This is a genomic window from Achromobacter sp., assembly GCF_036567245.1.
In the GTDB taxonomy this organism is placed as follows: Bacteria; Pseudomonadota; Gammaproteobacteria; order Burkholderiales; family Burkholderiaceae_B; genus Achromobacter.
Map to the genome: position 1 here is coordinate 1 of NZ_DATCUY010000321.1, position 15,088 is coordinate 15,088.

The 15,088-nt window shown below is 66.3% G+C and carries 14 protein-coding genes; 5 read left to right on the forward strand and 9 right to left on the reverse strand.

The features are described from left to right. A partial coding sequence (locus VIR09_RS14030; protein ID WP_332013413.1) for a hypothetical protein occupies nt 1-1,977 on the forward strand: 1,977 nt, incomplete at its 5' end. Between the two features lie 55 nt (nt 1,978-2,032). On the opposite strand, the gene ribD is transcribed toward VIR09_RS14030, so the two are convergent. Further along, nucleotides 2,033-3,184, reverse strand: coding sequence for a bifunctional diaminohydroxyphosphoribosylaminopyrimidine deaminase/5-amino-6-(5-phosphoribosylamino)uracil reductase RibD (gene ribD, locus VIR09_RS14035; protein WP_332013414.1), 1,152 nt, complete (start codon nt 3,182-3,184; stop codon nt 2,033-2,035). Between the two features lie 178 nt (nt 3,185-3,362). On the opposite strand from ribD, the gene VIR09_RS14040 reads away from it, so the two are divergent. Together VIR09_RS14040 and VIR09_RS14045 are read left to right on the forward strand one after the other, a co-directional pair. Further along, nucleotides 3,363-3,926 (forward strand): cysteine hydrolase family protein, encoded by a 564-nt coding sequence (locus VIR09_RS14040; RefSeq protein ID WP_332013415.1) that lies wholly within the window; start codon nt 3,363-3,365, stop codon nt 3,924-3,926. 17 nt (nt 3,927-3,943) lie between these two features. Then, the gene (locus tag VIR09_RS14045) at nt 3,944-4,909 is read left to right on the forward strand and encodes a GlxA family transcriptional regulator (protein ID WP_332013416.1); all 966 of its coding nucleotides are present in this window, start codon (nt 3,944-3,946) and stop codon (nt 4,907-4,909) included. Nucleotides 4,910-4,982: 73 nt separating this feature from the next. Here the strand turns inward: VIR09_RS14045 and nrdR are convergent, their stop codons facing one another. The 4 genes from nrdR to tyrS all read right to left on the reverse strand — a co-directional run bounded on the left by nrdR (nt 4,983) and on the right by tyrS (nt 9,174). Continuing rightward, nucleotides 4,983-5,462: a transcriptional regulator NrdR gene (gene nrdR / locus VIR09_RS14050; protein ID WP_013391422.1), complete on the reverse strand. Its 480-nt coding sequence runs from the start codon at nt 5,460-5,462 to the stop codon at nt 4,983-4,985. Nucleotides 5,463-5,659: 197 nt separating this feature from the next. Further along, the gene (gene glyA / locus VIR09_RS14055; RefSeq protein WP_332013417.1) at nt 5,660-6,910 is read right to left on the reverse strand and encodes a serine hydroxymethyltransferase; all 1,251 of its coding nucleotides are present in this window, start codon (nt 6,908-6,910) and stop codon (nt 5,660-5,662) included. A gap of 308 nt (nt 6,911-7,218) precedes the next feature. Further along, nucleotides 7,219-7,872, reverse strand: a complete 654-nt coding sequence (locus VIR09_RS14060) for a YbhB/YbcL family Raf kinase inhibitor-like protein (protein WP_332013418.1) — start codon at nt 7,870-7,872, stop codon at nt 7,219-7,221. Nucleotides 7,873-7,944: 72 nt separating this feature from the next. Continuing rightward, a complete protein-coding gene (gene tyrS, locus VIR09_RS14065; RefSeq protein ID WP_332013419.1) occupies nt 7,945-9,174 on the reverse strand; it encodes a tyrosine--tRNA ligase in 1,230 nt (409 codons plus the stop codon). 257 nt (nt 9,175-9,431) lie between these two features. On the opposite strand from tyrS, the gene VIR09_RS14070 reads away from it, so the two are divergent. After that, a complete protein-coding gene (locus VIR09_RS14070; RefSeq protein ID WP_332013420.1) occupies nt 9,432-10,841 on the forward strand; it encodes a M23 family metallopeptidase in 1,410 nt (469 codons plus the stop codon). A 74-nt stretch (nt 10,842-10,915) separates the two neighbouring features. After that, nucleotides 10,916-12,049, forward strand: coding sequence for an anhydro-N-acetylmuramic acid kinase (locus VIR09_RS14075; RefSeq protein ID WP_332013421.1), 1,134 nt, complete (start codon nt 10,916-10,918; stop codon nt 12,047-12,049). A 66-nt stretch (nt 12,050-12,115) separates the two neighbouring features. Here VIR09_RS14075 and erpA read toward each other — a convergent pair whose 3' ends face one another. The 4 genes from erpA to rpsI form a co-directional block, all read right to left on the reverse strand. Further along, complete coding sequence (gene erpA / locus VIR09_RS14080; protein ID WP_013391415.1) at nt 12,116-12,487, reverse strand: iron-sulfur cluster insertion protein ErpA; 372 nt, start codon at nt 12,485-12,487, stop codon at nt 12,116-12,118. 87 nt (nt 12,488-12,574) lie between these two features. Next, nucleotides 12,575-13,321 carry a DUF6776 family protein gene (locus VIR09_RS14085; protein ID WP_332013422.1) on the reverse strand — a complete coding sequence of 249 codons (747 nt, stop codon included), beginning with the start codon at nt 13,319-13,321 and terminating at the stop codon, nt 12,575-12,577. A gap of 43 nt (nt 13,322-13,364) precedes the next feature. After that, nucleotides 13,365-14,429 carry an N-acetyl-gamma-glutamyl-phosphate reductase gene (gene argC, locus VIR09_RS14090; protein ID WP_332013424.1) on the reverse strand — a complete coding sequence of 355 codons (1,065 nt, stop codon included), beginning with the start codon at nt 14,427-14,429 and terminating at the stop codon, nt 13,365-13,367. Between the two features lie 211 nt (nt 14,430-14,640). Further along, the gene (rpsI, locus tag VIR09_RS14095) at nt 14,641-15,033 is read right to left on the reverse strand and encodes a 30S ribosomal protein S9 (protein WP_332013426.1); all 393 of its coding nucleotides are present in this window, start codon (nt 15,031-15,033) and stop codon (nt 14,641-14,643) included. Between the last annotated feature and the right edge of the window lie 55 nt (nt 15,034-15,088).

Below are 15,088 nucleotides of genomic sequence, written 5' to 3' on the forward strand. Positions count from 1 at the left end.
TATATGCTGGCGGAAATCGGGGACGAGGCTGAGCTGGCGGCCGGCGACGCCGACGCGCGGCGGCAGGCAGCTGCACAGGCCTACGCCCGTGTGCGGCAACTGGCGCGTGACGGCGCGCCAGACCCGCTGGGCCTGGCGGTGGCCAGCTACGGTCAGGAAGCCCGCCTGTTCCTGGCCGGGCCGCAAGGACTATGCAGCTATATGGAGCTGGTCAACGCCGAGCCCTGCATGGACACCATCCCCGCCGCCTCGCTGAAGCATGCAGTGCGCCTGTATGCCGAACAGGCCGCGCGCGACTCCGCCAGCGGCAATGCCTCGCTGCGCATGCTGGCGCAATGGGCTCTGGAAGATCCGGCGCGCACGCGCCGGCTGATCGACGACCCGGTCGCGCAACGGCTGCTGGTAGCCTACGCGCTGGCCAGGGTCGGCGACATCGTGAACGGAATGCCCGACAGCGCCACCGATCCCTACGCCGCCTACGACACGACCGGCCAGGCCGGATTTGCCGACGCCGCGCAGGGACACGACGTCACGCCGAACCCGGCGCTGCAATCGCTGGTTGCCGCGCTGGAGACCCAGGACCTGAAGCAGGTGCCGGACGCCGACCGCGTGGCCGCGCTGGCCTACCGTATCGGCCGCTACGACCTGGCGCAAACGCTGGCGACGCGGCTGGACACGGCCTTGGCCTGGTGGGTGCGCGCCAAACTGGCGCTGCGGCAAGGCGACACGCAAGCGGCGGCCCAGGCCTATGCCCAGGCGGCCAGTGCCTTTCCGCGCGCCGACGGCAGCCTGGAAGCGCCGGGCGCGGCCCGCTTGCTGGGCGAGCAAGGCGTGCTGACGCTGTCGCGCGGCCAGTACGTCGAGGCGCTGGACCAGCTGCTGCACGCCACCGTGCAGGACGGGTCGGGTGGAGGCTTCTGGCAGTCCACCCCGTATTGGAACGACGCGGCCTACGTGGCCGAACGCGTGCTGACGACCGCCGAACTCAAAGCCTATGTGGATCGGCGCGCGCCCGCCGCGGCCGCATCCATCGGATCGGCGCCGCCAGATCCCCAGCATTTCTACAAATGGCTGGGGGAGCATCCCGTCACCGCGTCCGACCGCCTGCGCCTCCTGCTGGCGCGGCGCCTGGTGCGCGAGGGCTCGATCGCGCAGGCGCTGCCCTATTTCCCCGCCGATTCGGACGCCCGATACGTCACGCTGGACTATGTCGACGGCAAATTGGAGTTGCGGCAGCCACGAAGCCGCCAGCTCGCCGCCGAGTACGGCGCCGCGTTGCGCAAGGCCGGCAGCGCGTGGGGCCGCACGACACGGGCCGAAGCCTGGTTCGAAGCCTCTCAATTGGCGCGGCGTGACGGCATGGAGATCATGGGCTACGAGCAGGAGCCGGATTTCGCGACCTATGGCGGCAACACGACCTATGGCGCGGGACGCAGCGCGGTCCCCGGCTCGACGGCCGCTGACGGCACCGATCCGCCCGACACGCCAGCGCTGCGCGCCGCGGCCGCGCTGCCGGGCCCCTTCGTCACCGAAGAGGAACGCCGGCGCTACGCCGCAAGCGAAGCGCAGCCCTATGCCCGCTTCCATTACCGCCAGATCGCGGCCAATCATGCGTTGCGCGCCGCAGACGAGTTGCCGCGCCGCTCCCAAGCATTCGCCGCGGTGCTGTGCCAGGGCACCCGCTACATCATCGACGACTCGCCCGAACAGGCCTCCGCCATCTACCGGCGCTATATAGAACAAGGCGCGCAGGTGCCGTTCAGCGGCTCTTTCGGCCGCGAATGCGCCGCGCCGGACTTCCAGGCAGCGGCCTGGTTCCACTACACGCAAGCCGAGAAATCCTGGGAGCGCCTGCGCCGCAACCATCCGGGCCTGCTGCTTGCGGCCGCGTTGCTGGCCCTGGTCGGCGGCAGCGCCGCGGTCCTGGCCTGGCGCTATACCGCGGCGCGTCCGAACCGGACCGAGGGGCGGAGCTGACGCGCCGCAATGTCAGGATCTGTGCACGCTGACTAATAGAAGACCGGCGCCGGCCCTAGGGCAACTCTGGCAGCGCCACCCGCTGCATCAGTTGGCGCCAGGTGTCCGCCACCCTGGCGCGCACGCGCAGGTCCGCGCCCACGGGCGCGGTCTCGATAAATTCATAGCGCCGGGCGCCGTCCAGGTGTTCCAGCATGGGCAGGCGCACCATGCCGGCCGCGTCGCCCAGCAGCACCGGCGCCAGATACAGCAGCAGTTCGTCCACGCAGCCCGCCGCCACCAACGCGCCGCTCAGGCCCGCGCCGGCCTCCACGTGGACCTCGTTGAATTGTTCCTGGGCCAGCCAGCGGATCATCGCCGGCAGGTCGACCCGGCCGGCCGCCTCGCCCGGCAGCAGCACCACGCGGGCGTTCTTGGCCTGCAGGCGCGCGGTCTTGGCGGCATCTTCGCGGGCAGTGAAGATGATGACTTCGGCGCCGTCGAACAGCCTCGCGTCTTCCGGGATCTCGAAACGGCCGTCCACCACGGCCTTGCGCGGCTGGCGCGGCGTGTCCACGCCCCTGGCATTGAGCTGCGGATCGTCCTTCAGCACGGTACCCATGCCGGTCAGGACCACGCAGGCGCGGGCGCGCCAGCGGTGGCCGTCAGCCCGGGCCTGGGGCCCGGTGATCCATTGCGATACACCGTTATGCAGCGCGCTGCGCCCGTCCAGCGAGGCCGCCATCTTCAGCCACACCCATGGCAAGCCGCGGCTCATGCGCGAGATGAAGCCCGCATTGACGGCCAGCGCCTCTGCACCGCAGACGCCTGTGGTCACCTCGATGCCCGCCAGGCGCAGACGCGCCAGACCCTGGCCATTGACCAGCGGGTTGGGATCGCCGATCGCCACCACCACCCGCGCCGGCCGGGCCGCAAGCACCGCGTCCACGCAGGGCGGCGTGCGGCCGAAATGGCTGCAAGGCTCCAATGTGACGTAGAGCGTGGCGCCTTCCACGGACTCACCGCGCGCCTGGACGTCGCGCAAGGCGCAGACTTCCGCGTGCGGGCCGCCCGGCGGCTGCGTGGCGCCTTCGCCCAGCACCCTGCCGTCGCGCACGATCACGCAGCCGACCCGGGGGTTGGGCGCGGTGGAGTACATGACGGTCTGCGCCAGCGCCAGGGCTCGCCGCATCCAGAAAATGTCGTCGTTGTCGCTGGGAATCATCATGATCAGGATTGTATGTCCGCCACGCGGCGGGCAGACGGTCCGGCGCTGGCTCTCGGCGGCATCGGCCGTGCATGTCCGTTTTGGGCCGACAGCCGTCTTTCGCCGCGCTCACCCCGGCGCTGGATTGCAGTAAAAATGACATCACGCCTCTACAATTTCCGCTCCAGGAGCCCGGACCATGAAACAAGCACTGATCGTCATCGATGTACAAGACTCTTTCCGGCAACGTCCGTTTTGGGATGAAACCGAGTATCCGGCCTTTGTGGAACAGATCCAGTCCCTGATCGACACGGCCGAGGCCCAGGACATTCCGGTACTGCAGGTGTTTCACACCAGCGTGTCGAACGACCCCGCCAACCCCTTCTCGATGGCCTCCGGGCACGTCAAGACGCTCAAGGAATTGCGCATCGCGCCCACCGCCGTGTTCCACAAGACCGTGCATTCCTCGCTCTATGCCAAGGACGCGGACGGCGCCAGCCTGCAGGACTGGCTGGTGAAGCATGGCATCGAAGGCATCGTCGTCAGCGGCATCCGCACGGAACAATGCTGCGAAACCACCTCGCGCCACGCCAGCGACGCCGGCTACAAGGTGGTGTTCCCCACCGATGCCACCCTGACCTTCGCCATGCAGAGCCCGTCCGGCCAGCATTACACCCCGGCCGAAATCCGCGACCGGACCGAGCTGGTGCTGCAAGGACGCTTCGCCCGCATCGCGCGCGCCGCCGACGCGTTGGCGGCCTAGCGCTGGCGAAGGGCTGCATGGTCCCGGTCTATTTCGTGCTGACGCGCGGCATCGTGCTGCTGGACGTGGCGGGTCCGGCGGAGGCCTTCCGCGTGGCCAACAAGCTGAGTCCCGGCACCTTCGAGCAGCATTTCTGCGGCCCGTCGCGGGAGGTCGAAAGCGGCCTGCCCGGCCTGCATCTGGCGCATATCCAGGCCCTGCCGACCACGCTGCCGCCCGAGGCCCTGGTCATCATTTCCGGCGTGGTGGGCAAGCCCACGCGCCTGGAAGACCCAGACTCGCGCGCCATCATCGACTGGCTGGCCGTCCGCCATCCCGCGGACGGCTTCACGCTGATGACGGTATGCGCCGGTGCGCTGTTCGCCGCCGCCGCGGGCCTGACGCGGCAACGGGATTGCACCACGCACCATACCTGCCTGGCACAGCTGGCCAGCATCGACCCGAGCGCGCGGCTGCATGACAACCGCATCTTTGTCGAGGACGGCAGGCTCGTCAGCAGCGCGGGCATCACCGCCGGCATCGACCTGGCGCTGCACATGGTGTCGCGCCACTGCGGCCCGCGGGTGGCCAGTGAAACGGCGCGCGACATGGTCGTCTACCAGCGGCGCGCCGGCACGGACTCGACGCTATCGCCCTGGCTGGACCACCGCAGCCACCTGCATCCGGGCGTGCACCGGGTACAGGACGCGGTCATTCGCGATCCGGCGGCACCCTGGTCGGCGCAATCGTTGGCGGACCAGGCGCATACCAGCGCGCGCCACCTGACCCGGCTGTTCCGCGAACACGCGGGCTGCACGCCGATGGATTACCTCTATCAGATACGCGTGGCGCTGGCGCGCGACCTGCTGCGCGATACCCGGCTGGATCTGGAGCGCGTGGCCGAGAAATCGGGATTTGGTTCGGCGCAGCACATGCGCCGCGTGTGGCGCAAGTTCCAACCGCTTACTCCCAGCCTGGCGCGCGCGGCGCCCACCATGCAATGACGGCGCCGCGGCGCCGTCATTTTCTGCGTCGGTGCCGCTGGGCGGCCCCGGACCGGTTGGAGTCGAGCCTGCTCTAGTCCTTGCGCAGCTTGCCCGGCAGCAGCGGGCCCTGCATCTCGCGGATGGCCTCGACGAATTCGCCTATGTCCTCGAAGCTCTTGTAGACCGAGGCGAAGCGCACGTACGCCACCTTGTCGAGCTTGCGCAGTTCGTTCATGACCAGCTCGCCGATATGTTCGCTGGGCACTTCGCGCAGCCCGCTGGCCAGCAACTGCTCTTCGATCCGGGCGACCGCCGCGTCCACGTCTTCCGTGCTGACGGGGCGCTTGCGCAGCGCCAGGCTCAGGCTGGCGCGCAGCTTGCCGGGATCGTAGTCGCTGCGGCTGCCGTTGCGCTTCACGATGGAAGGCATGGCCAGCTCCACCCGTTCATAGGTGGTGAAGCGCTTGTCACAGGACAGGCAGCGGCGGCGACGGCGTATGGCGTCGCCTTCTTCGGAGACCCGGCTGTCGACGACCTGCGTTTCGGCATTGCCGCAAAATGGACACCGCATGTGTGATCCCTAAAGGCGCTGAGGGCAATAGTTAAGCATATTGTAACGAGACGCCGAGCCGCCAGCGCCAATAAGGGCTAATCCGCCCCCGTATTTTTTGCCAGGGTACCGCCCCGAAAGCAAAGGGACGGCGCCTTGCGGGGCCGTCCCTTATGGAGCGCTACGGCCGGGCCGCAGCCCGCCGCAGGGATGCTCGCTTACTTCTTACCGTAGACCGGCAGGCGCGAGGTCAGTTCATTGACGCGGGCGCGCACGGCGGCGATGTTGGCTTCGTCGCGCGGATTGTCCAGCACGTCGGCGATCAGGTTGGCGGTCAGCTCGGCTTCCGCTTCGGTGAAGCCGCGCGTGGTCATGGCCGGCGTGCCCAGGCGGATGCCGCTGGTCACGAAAGGCTTTTCCGGATCGTTCGGGATGGCGTTCTTGTTGACCGTGATGTGGGCCTGGCCCAGCACGGCCTCAGCTTCCTTGCCCGTGATGCCCTTGGAACGCAGGTCCACCAGCATGACGTGGCTTTCGGTGCGGCCGGAAACGATGCGCAGGCCGCGCTTGACCAGCGTGTCGGCCAGCACCTTGGCGTTCTTGACCACTTGCTGCGCGTAGTCCTTGAAGGCGGGATCCAGCGCTTCCTTGAAGGCCACGGCCTTGCCGGCGATGACGTGCATCAGCGGACCGCCCTGGATGCCGGGGAAAATTGCCGAGTTGATGATCTTCTCGTGCTCGGCCTTCATCATGATGACGCCGCCGCGCGGGCCGCGCAGCGACTTGTGCGTGGTCGAGGTGACGAAGTCGGCGTGCGGGACCGGGTTGGGGTAGGCGCCGCCAGCGACCAGGCCAGCGTAGTGGGCGATGTCGACCATGAACAGCGCGCCGTTTTCACGGGCTATGCGGGCCATGCGCTCGAAGTCGATGTGCAGGGCGTAGGCGGAGGCGCCGGCCACGATCAGCTTGGGCTTGTGCTCCTTGGCCAGTTGCTCGACCTGGTCGTAGTTCAGGACTTCGTTTTCGTCCAGGCCGTAGGAGATGAAGTTGTACAGCTTGCCCGAAGCGTTGACCGACGCGCCGTGCGTCAGGTGGCCGCCTTCGGCCAGGCTCATGCCCAGCACGGTGTCGCCCGGCTTCAGGACGGCCATGTACACGCCCTGGTTGGCCTGCGAGCCCGAGTTGGGCTGCACGTTGGCGGCTTCGGCGCCGAAGATCTGCTTCAGGCGGTCGATGGCCAGTTGCTCGACCACGTCCACGTATTCGCAACCGCCGTAGTAGCGCTTGCCCGGATAGCCTTCGGCGTACTTGTTGGTGAGCTGCGTGCCCTGGGCTTCCATGACGGCCGGGCTGGCGTAGTTCTCCGAGGCGATCAGCTCGATGTGCTGTTCCTGGCGGACGTCTTCCTTCTGGATGGCGGCCCAAACGTCCGGGTCAGCCTTGGACAAGGTGAGGTTGCGGTCAAACATGACGGGAGTTCCTGAGGCGGTAAGAGAGGAGAAAACTGCGCCCGGGTGGGTAAACCCGGAGAATGACGGATAGTTTACCGCGTCGGACAGAATCAATTGCCCTCAAAATGCCGGGAACCCGGGCAAAATTGCCTCGACTAGCGCGAAAACCACGCCATCCTGCGCGGACCGGAAACCGGTCTCAACCCGACTTGAGAAACTTTCATGCAAAGCGCCACGGGCTAAAAATCTACTTTTGAGTAGCCCAAGTCCGAAGCAGACGAAAAAAAGGCCGCAGAATCTGCGGCCCTCGCTGTGGCGTGACAGGATCAGGCCGAGGTGGCGCCGATCTGCTTGGGAGCCAGCTTGGGATTCAGCGTATAGGTGCCCGTCAACGACGCCTGCGCCAGCACGTGCTTCTGGATGGCGCGCAGCGCGTCCTCGCCCGTGAAGGAACCCTGCAGGTTCAGCGTGGGCACGTCCAGCGCGTACAGGGTGAACACGTAGCGGTGCACGATCGCGTCGTTCCAGGGCGGGCACGGGCCGTCATAGCCGAAGTAGTCGCCGCTCATGTCGTGATCGTTGGCAAACCATGACGAATACGAGTTGATGCCCTGGCGCGCGTCCATCGGCGCCAGCGGGCCGCCCTTGCCACGCGGCGTGATGCCGCTGGAGAAGGTGCCTTCCTCGATGTCGCGCAGGTCGGCAGGCAGGTCGACCAGCACCCAATGGAAGAAATCCACGCGGGGCAGGCCGGCCGGCACCTCGCGGCCTTCCTGGTTGACGTCGTCGGGCTCGGAGGGCACATCGGGGTCGTGGCAGATCAACGCAAACGACTGCGTGCCCGCCGGAACCTCGTCCCAGGAAAACTGCGGGTTGAAGTTGTCTGCCAGCGCGACGTGCGATTGCGCATCGATCCGGCCGAAGGCGTAGCGTTCGGGAATCGACTCGTTATCGGAAAAGGACAAACTCGAAAGTTTCATGTCGTGCTCCTAGAAGTGCCGCAAAGGCCCCACTGCCCCTGTCTGTACCCTCAGCGTATCAAAACTTCGCAATCATGGGTTCAAGTTAACACGCGCAAATTTGCGCTTGCCCACCTGAACGACGTAAGTCCCCGCCGGCAATTGCAACGTTTTGTCTTCCACCCGGTCGCCGTTGACGCGCACGCCGCCCTGCTCCACGTTGCGCTGCGCTTCCGAACCCGAAGCCACCAGACCGGCTTCGCGCAGCAGCTTGAGGATGCCTACCGGCGCGCCGCCGATGTTCACCTCGGGCATGTCCTCGGGGATCGCGCCGTCGCGGAAACGAGCCTCGAACGAGGCCAGCGCCTCGTCGGCGGCCTTGGCGGAATGGAAGCGCGTGATGATTTCCTGGGCCAGCATGACCTTGGCGTCGCGCGGGTTGCGGCCGCCGTCGATCTCCTGCTTGAGGGCGGCGATGTCTTCCAGCGTGCGGAACGACAGCAGTTCGAAGTAGCGCCACATCAGCGTGTCGGAAATCGACATGAGCTTGCCGAACATCGAATCGGGTGACTCCGAAATGCCTATGTAGTTGCCCTTGGACTTGGACATCTTCTCTACGCCGTCCGTCCCCACCAGCAAGGGCATCGTCAAGATGCACTGCGGCTCCTGGCCATACTCCTTTTGCAGCTCGCGCCCGACCAGCAGGTTGAACTTCTGATCGGTGCCCCCCAGCTCCAGATCGGACTTCAGCGCCACCGAGTCATAGCCCTGCATCAGCGGATACAGGAATTCATGCACCGAGATCGGAATGCCGCCCTTGAAGCGCTTGGTGAAGTCCTCGCGCTCCATCATGCGCGCGACCGTGTAGCGGGACGCAAGCTGGATCATGCCGCGCGCGCCCAGCGGATCGCACCACTCGGAGTTGTAGCGGATCTCGGTACGGGCCGGGTCCAGCACCAGGCTGGCCTGGGCGTAATAGGTCTTGGCATTGGACTCGATCTGCTCACGCGTGAGCGGCGGGCGGGTATTGTTGCGGCCGCTGGGATCGCCGATGGTGGAGGTGAAATCGCCGATCAGGAAGATGACGTTGTGCCCCATGTCCTGCAGCTGGCGCATCTTGTTCAGCACCACGGTATGGCCCAGGTGGATGTCCGGCGCGGTCGGATCCAGCCCCAGCTTGATGCGCAGGGGTACGCCCGTGGCGCGGCTCCTGGCAAGCTTGCGGGCGAATTCGGACTCGACCAGCAACTCATCGCAACCGCGCTTCGCTATACGCAGGTCTGCTTCGACTTCGGGGGTAATCGGGGCTTCTGTGGATGACATGGCAGGGGGACCAACTCGGCTTCAGCCGATAAAAAGGTGTAAAAAGTGACGAAAACTATCGAAAATTCTAGCCGAATCAGCTAGGATACCGCCCTAATCATACGCAATTGTCATATATACGCAGTTGCGGTCCGGTTTACACCCCGTCGTTCACAAGATGCGCCCCGCGCCCAGCCCTTGCCCCGAATATGTGCGCGCGAGGGCAGTTCGTGTCACGCACCCTGCGAGCTCAAGCCACCTGAGAGGGTAACTTCACGATGAATCGTGGCCTCCACGAACTGGCGAGTAGCATCAAGCGCAAAGTTGCTGCCCTGTTTGCGCCCGTTGAGCCCAAGCCCCAGCGCTCGGGACTTTTCCGCCGCACTCTTCTCGTCACCGCAATCGGTCTGTTCGCAGGCGCCGCCGCCCTCGGCATGGTGCAGCAACCCGACCGCACCGAACTCCCCCCTTCGCGCATCATCAGCAGCGTCCTGCCGTTAAGCGCCGAGCAAGTCGAAGTCAGCACGCCCAGCGCCGCGCCCTATATCAGCGAAACCCGGATCCGCGCCGGCGATACGCTGGCCGCGGTGCTGCAGCGCCTGGAACTGGACGTGCCCAGCCTGCAGACCTTCCTGACGCATGAAGCCAGCGCCCGCAGCATCTACAAGCTGTACCCGGGCCGCTCGGTGCAGGCCGCGACGGACGAGGCCGGCAACCTGATCTGGCTGCGTTACATCCACACCCCCGGCAACGAGGCGGATGGCCAGGTCGTGACGCGCATGCTGCACGTCGCGCCCGCGGGCGACAGCTACAAGGCCGAGGAAATCACCGAAAGCACCGAGCGCCAGACCCGCGTCGCCGTGGGCACGATCCGCTCATCGCTGTTCGGCGCCACCGACGCCGCCGGCATCCCGGACTCGGTCACCATGCAGATGGCCGACATCCTCAGCGCCAAGATCGACTTCCTGCGCGATCTGCGCCAGGGCGACAAATTCCGCGTGGTCTACGAAGTGCGTTCGCACGACGGCCGCTATGCCGGCGCCGGCCGCGTGCTGGCCCTGGAATTCATCAATGGCGACAAGACCTACAACGCGGTCTGGTTCAGCCCCGACGAAAAGAGCGGTTCGTACTACGACTTCGACGGCACCAGCCTGCGCGGCGCGTTCCTGCGCACCGCCCTGAAGTTCAGCCGCATCAGCTCCACCTTCGGCATGCGCATGCATCCCATCCATAAGACCTGGACGGGACACAAGGGCGTGGACTACGCGGCGCCCTCGGGCACGCCGATCCATTCCACGGCCGATGGCACGGTGGAATTCTCCGGCTGGCAGAACGGCTACGGCAACGTCGTCATCGTCAAGCACCACGGCAAGTACTCGACGCTGTACGCTCACCAGAGCCGCATCGCCGAAGGCGTCACCAAGGGTTCGAAGATTTCGCAGGGCCAACTGCTGGGCTATGTCGGCGCCACCGGCTGGGCCACCGGCCCTCACCTGCACTACGAATTCCGCGTGGACAACCAGCCGATCGATCCGCTGTCGGTGGACCTGCCGGTCGCCCGCAGCCTGGAGCCCGCCGAAGTCCGCGCCTTCAACCAGGCCGTGGCTCCGTACAAGGCGCAGATCCAGTTGCTGACCGAATTCCAGCAGACCCTGCCCGACGCGCTGACCAACGTGGCCAGCCGCTAAAGCCGGTCGAACGCTCCCGCAAAGCGGCCCCGCACTTTCTGCTGCGCGGCCGCTTTTTCTTTGCCGAGGCTCTCGTGAATTCCCCCACCACCCCGCAGCACCAGGACTCGCAGCTCTACATCGGACTGATGTCGGGTACCAGCGTCGACGGCGTGGACGGCGTGCTGGTGCGCCTGGACGACGGCCAGGCGCCGGCCGTACTCGCCAGCGCCAGCCTGTCCATGCCGGCGGACCTGCGGTGCGAATTGCTGGCACTGAATCTGTCCGGCGACGACGAACTGGCCCGCGCCGCCCTGGCCGCGAACGGACTCGCCCGCCTGTACGCCCAGGCCGTGGCCGCCCTGCTTCAGCAAGCCGGCATCCAGGCCGGCGACGTGACCGCCATCGGCGCGCACGGCCAGACCGTCCGGCACCGACCCGACCTCGGCTACACCGTGCAGCTCAATGCCCCCGCCCTGCTGGCGGAACTGGCCGGCATCGACGTGGTGGCGGATTTCCGCAGCCGCGACGTGGCTGCCGGCGGCCAGGGCGCGCCGCTGGTGCCGCCCTTCCATGCCGCCATCTTCGGCGCGCCGCAAGGCCGCGCCGTACTCAATCTGGGCGGCATCGCCAACGTGACGCTGCTGGAGCCGGGACAGGCTCCCCGCGGCTTCGACACCGGGCCCGCCAACGTCCTGCTGGATGGCTGGTGCCAGCGCCACCTGGGCCAGCCCTATGACGCCGACGGCCGCTGGGCCTCCACCGGCCAGGTACTGGCTGCGCTGCTGGAACAATTGATCGCCAGCGAACCCTGGTTCGCCCTACAGCCGCCCAAATCCACTGGACGCGACCTGTTCAACATGCAGTGGCTGGACGATCGCCTGGCTACGTTCGACGGCCCCAAGCCCGCGCCGCAAGACGTGCAGGCTACGCTGCAGCGCCTGACGGCGCGCACGGTCGCCAACGCTGTCGATGCCGCCGCGGCAGGCACGCAGGAAGTCTTCGTATGTGGAGGCGGCGCGCGCAACCCGGGCCTGATGCGCGAGCTGGCGTACTGCCTGCAGCGCCCTGTGCGCGCCACGGATGCGCTGGGCGTGCCGGCGCAGGAAGTCGAGGCCCTGGCCTTCGCCTGGCTGGCGCAAGCGTTCGTGCAGCGCAGGCCTGCGGGCCTGCCCGCCGTCACCGGCGCGCGCGGCGCCCGCATCCTGGGCGCACTTTATCCCGCCTGAAGCCCGCGCCCCAATGCAAAAAGCCCTTCGGCGCGCCGAAGGGCTTTTTATTTCCTGCCCGGGTGATTACACCGAGAACGAGGAGCCGCAGCCGCAGGTGGTGCTGGCGTTGGGATTGCGGATGACGAACTGCGCGCCTTCCAGGTCTTCCTTGTAGTCGATCTCTGCGCCGACCAAGTACTGGAAGCTCATCGGGTCGACGAGCAGTTGCACGCCAGCCTTGTCCAGCACGGTGTCGTCATCGTTCACGACTTCGTCGAAGGTGAAGCCGTACTGGAAACCCGAACAGCCTCCGCCCTGCACAAAAACGCGCAGCTTCAGCTCAGGATTGCCTTCTTCGGCCAACAGATCCTTCACCTTGGCCGCAGCCGAGTCGGTAAATACCAGGGGAGCAGGCGGGGCGGCCTGCAGGTCGACGGTTTCGGTCACTGCATTCATGGTTCACTCCTGGCCGGGTTCGGCCATATTTCGGTGAGCGGCAACGGCGCTCGCATGGTGTCACTATAGCGCAGGGCTTGCGCAGACTCAAAGTTCGAGCTTGACGCTTCTTGACGCCCGGACAGTATCGCCCTCCAGGACGCTGACGGTTACGCTTTCGGGGACAAATCCCTCGGGCAGCGCCAGGATGCCCTGGCTGCGTTGATACTGGTCGAACTGCAGAGCCAAAGGCGAGGTCTGCGCGCTGTCGCCAGGGATGGCGACGGAGCCGGACTCGGCCTTGACCTGCATGGGCGCCAGGTCCACCTTCACGGTCTCGCCCTTCAGGACGCCGGTAGCCTGGAAGCGCAGGGCTCCCGAAAACGGCGCACTGCCGTTACGGCCGCTGCGCATCAGCAGGACCTTGTAGCGCAGGCCGCCGCCGCTGCGGTCGATCTCGACGCCGCGGATGTCCACCGAGCCCTCGGGGCCGGGCGGCAGCAACTGCTCGTAGAACGCCAGTTGATCGCGCACCCTGCCGACCTCGGCCTGGACGGTGCGCAATTGCGCTTCCAGTTCCTGGCGCGCGGCGCGTTCGATGACCAGCTCGCCATCGGCAGTGTCGAGCTGCCCTTGCGTGTAGCGCAGCTGTGTCGACTGCTGGCGCATGGCCTCTTCCTGGACCTCGGCCTGGCGGGCGCTGATAACAACTGCATCCTGCGGCCGGTAGAGCTGGCGGGCGTAGAAAAAGCTGGCCGAACCGCCCAGCAGCACGCCGATCAGCAAGCCCGCGAATACGCGCATCAGCCCGCCCACGGGGCGAGGTTTGGGTGGGATGGAGGAATCAGCGGGCATAAAGAGCGGCGGCTTGCGGCCCATGGCAGCAAGCCTGCGGACATCAAGGCAGGATCGCGACCTGATCCAGGCCGGTCGATTCAGGGACGCCGAACATCAGGTTCATGTTCTGGACGGCCTGGCCGGCGGCGCCCTTGACCAGGTTGTCCTGGACCACCATGACGATCAGTTGGTCGCCATTGCCGGGGCGGCTGAGCGCGATGCGCAGGTTGTTCGAGGCGCGCACCGAACGGGTTTCGGGCAGACTGCCGACAGGCATCACGTCGACGAAGGGTTCGTCGGCGTAGCGCTTTTCGAACAGAGCCTGGAAGTCGGTGTCGCGGGCCTCGGGCAGGATGCGCGCGTAGATGGTGGAGAACATGCCGCGGATCATCGGCACCAAGTGGGGCACGAAGGTCAGGCCGACCTTACCGCCGGCGATCTTTTCCAGTTGCGCGACGATTTCAGGGTGGTGGCGGTGGCCGGCCACGCCATAAGCCTTGAAGTTGTCGGAGGCTTCGGAGAACAGCGAGCCCACTTCGGCCTTGCGGCCGGCACCCGAGACGCCCGACTTGCAGTCGGCGATCAGGGTTTGCGCGTCGACCAGCTGCTTGCCGCCTTCCAGCAGCGGGGCCAGGCCCAGCAGCACGGTGGTGGGATAGCAGCCGGGGTTGCCGATGACGCGGGCCTTCGAGATGGCCTCGCGGTTCAGTTCCACCAGGCCATACTGGGATTCGGCCAGGATGTCCGGGCAGGTATGGGGAATCTTGTACCAGCGTTCAAAGGTGGGGATGTCCTGCAGGCGGAAGTCCGCGGCCAGGTCGATGACGCGGGTACCCGCTGCGATCAGTTCCTGGGCCTGGGCCATGGCCACGCCGTGGGGCGTCGCGAAGAACACGACGTCGCAATCCGTCAGCGAGGCCTTTTCCGGCGCCGAGAAGGCGAGGTTCACGCGGCCGCGCAGGTTCGGATACATGTCAGCCACCGGCAACCCGTCTTCCTTGCGGGACGTGATGGCGGTCAATTCCACATTGGGATGCTGCGACAGCAAGCGCAGCAGCTCGACGCCGGTGTAACCGGTGCCGCCGACGATACCAACCTTGATGCGGGTGTTCGATGCTTGGGCCATGATGTGTGCTCTTCGTAGAACGAGGATCGATTGTATCGCTCGGGAAAGCGGGTGTTGCGGCTAAGAGCCCGAAATGGCACCGCAGTCCTTCTTTCCGACCGGGAGGAATGCGCGGAGTTCCGCGCGAGACGTACAGCGTCCGGACGGCGCCCGGCGCTGGAACAAAAGGCGCGAAAAAAAGCCCGCCGAAGCGGGCTTTTTGAGCAGCGTATTAACGCTTGCTGAACTGCTTGCGCCGACGTGCCTTGCGGAAGCCGACCTTCTTGCGTTCGACTTCGCGAGCATCGCGGGTAACAAAGCCAGCTTGGGACAGCGCGGGCTTCAGGGTCGCGTCGTAATCGATCAGGGCACGCGTGATGCCGTGACGGATTGCGCCAGCCTGGCCGGTTTCGCCGCCGCCGTGCACATTGACCTTGATGTCGAACGATTCCAGGTGGCTGGTCAGTTCCAGCGGCTGGCGCACGATCATGCGGCCGGTTTCGCGAGCAAAGAACTCGTCGACGGGCTTGCCGTTGACGACGATCTTACCCGTGCCCTTCTTGATGAAAACGCGAGCCACCGAGGTTTTGCGACGGCCGGTTCCGTAATTCCAGTTACCGATCATGGCGTTTCCTTAGATATCCAGCGTCTTGGGCTGCTGGGCGGTGTGCGGGTGCTCG

Bases quoted from the DNA above. Each gene is read 5' to 3' on its own strand.
- erpA (WP_013391415.1), bottom strand. From the start codon at position 12,487: ATGAATGCAGTGACCGAAACCGTCGACCTGCAGGCCGCCCCGCCTGCT.
- VIR09_RS14045 (WP_332013416.1), top strand. From the start codon at position 3,944: ATGGTCCCGGTCTATTTCGTGCTGACGCGCGGCATCGTGCTGCTGGAC.
- glyA (WP_332013417.1), bottom strand. From the start codon at position 6,910: ATGTTTGACCGCAACCTCACCTTGTCCAAGGCTGACCCGGACGTTTGG.
- VIR09_RS14085 (WP_332013422.1), bottom strand. From the start codon at position 13,321: ATGCCCGCTGATTCCTCCATCCCACCCAAACCTCGCCCCGTGGGCGGG.
- VIR09_RS14040 (WP_332013415.1), top strand. From the start codon at position 3,363: ATGAAACAAGCACTGATCGTCATCGATGTACAAGACTCTTTCCGGCAA.
- nrdR (WP_013391422.1), bottom strand. From the start codon at position 5,462: ATGCGGTGTCCATTTTGCGGCAATGCCGAAACGCAGGTCGTCGACAGC.
- ribD (WP_332013414.1), bottom strand. From the start codon at position 3,184: ATGATGATTCCCAGCGACAACGACGACATTTTCTGGATGCGGCGAGCC.
- VIR09_RS14060 (WP_332013418.1), bottom strand. From the start codon at position 7,872: ATGAAACTTTCGAGTTTGTCCTTTTCCGATAACGAGTCGATTCCCGAA.
- rpsI (WP_332013426.1), bottom strand. From the start codon at position 15,033: ATGATCGGTAACTGGAATTACGGAACCGGCCGTCGCAAAACCTCGGTG.
- argC (WP_332013424.1), bottom strand. From the start codon at position 14,429: ATGGCCCAAGCATCGAACACCCGCATCAAGGTTGGTATCGTCGGCGGC.
- VIR09_RS14070 (WP_332013420.1), top strand. From the start codon at position 9,432: ATGAATCGTGGCCTCCACGAACTGGCGAGTAGCATCAAGCGCAAAGTT.
- tyrS (WP_332013419.1), bottom strand. From the start codon at position 9,174: ATGTCATCCACAGAAGCCCCGATTACCCCCGAAGTCGAAGCAGACCTG.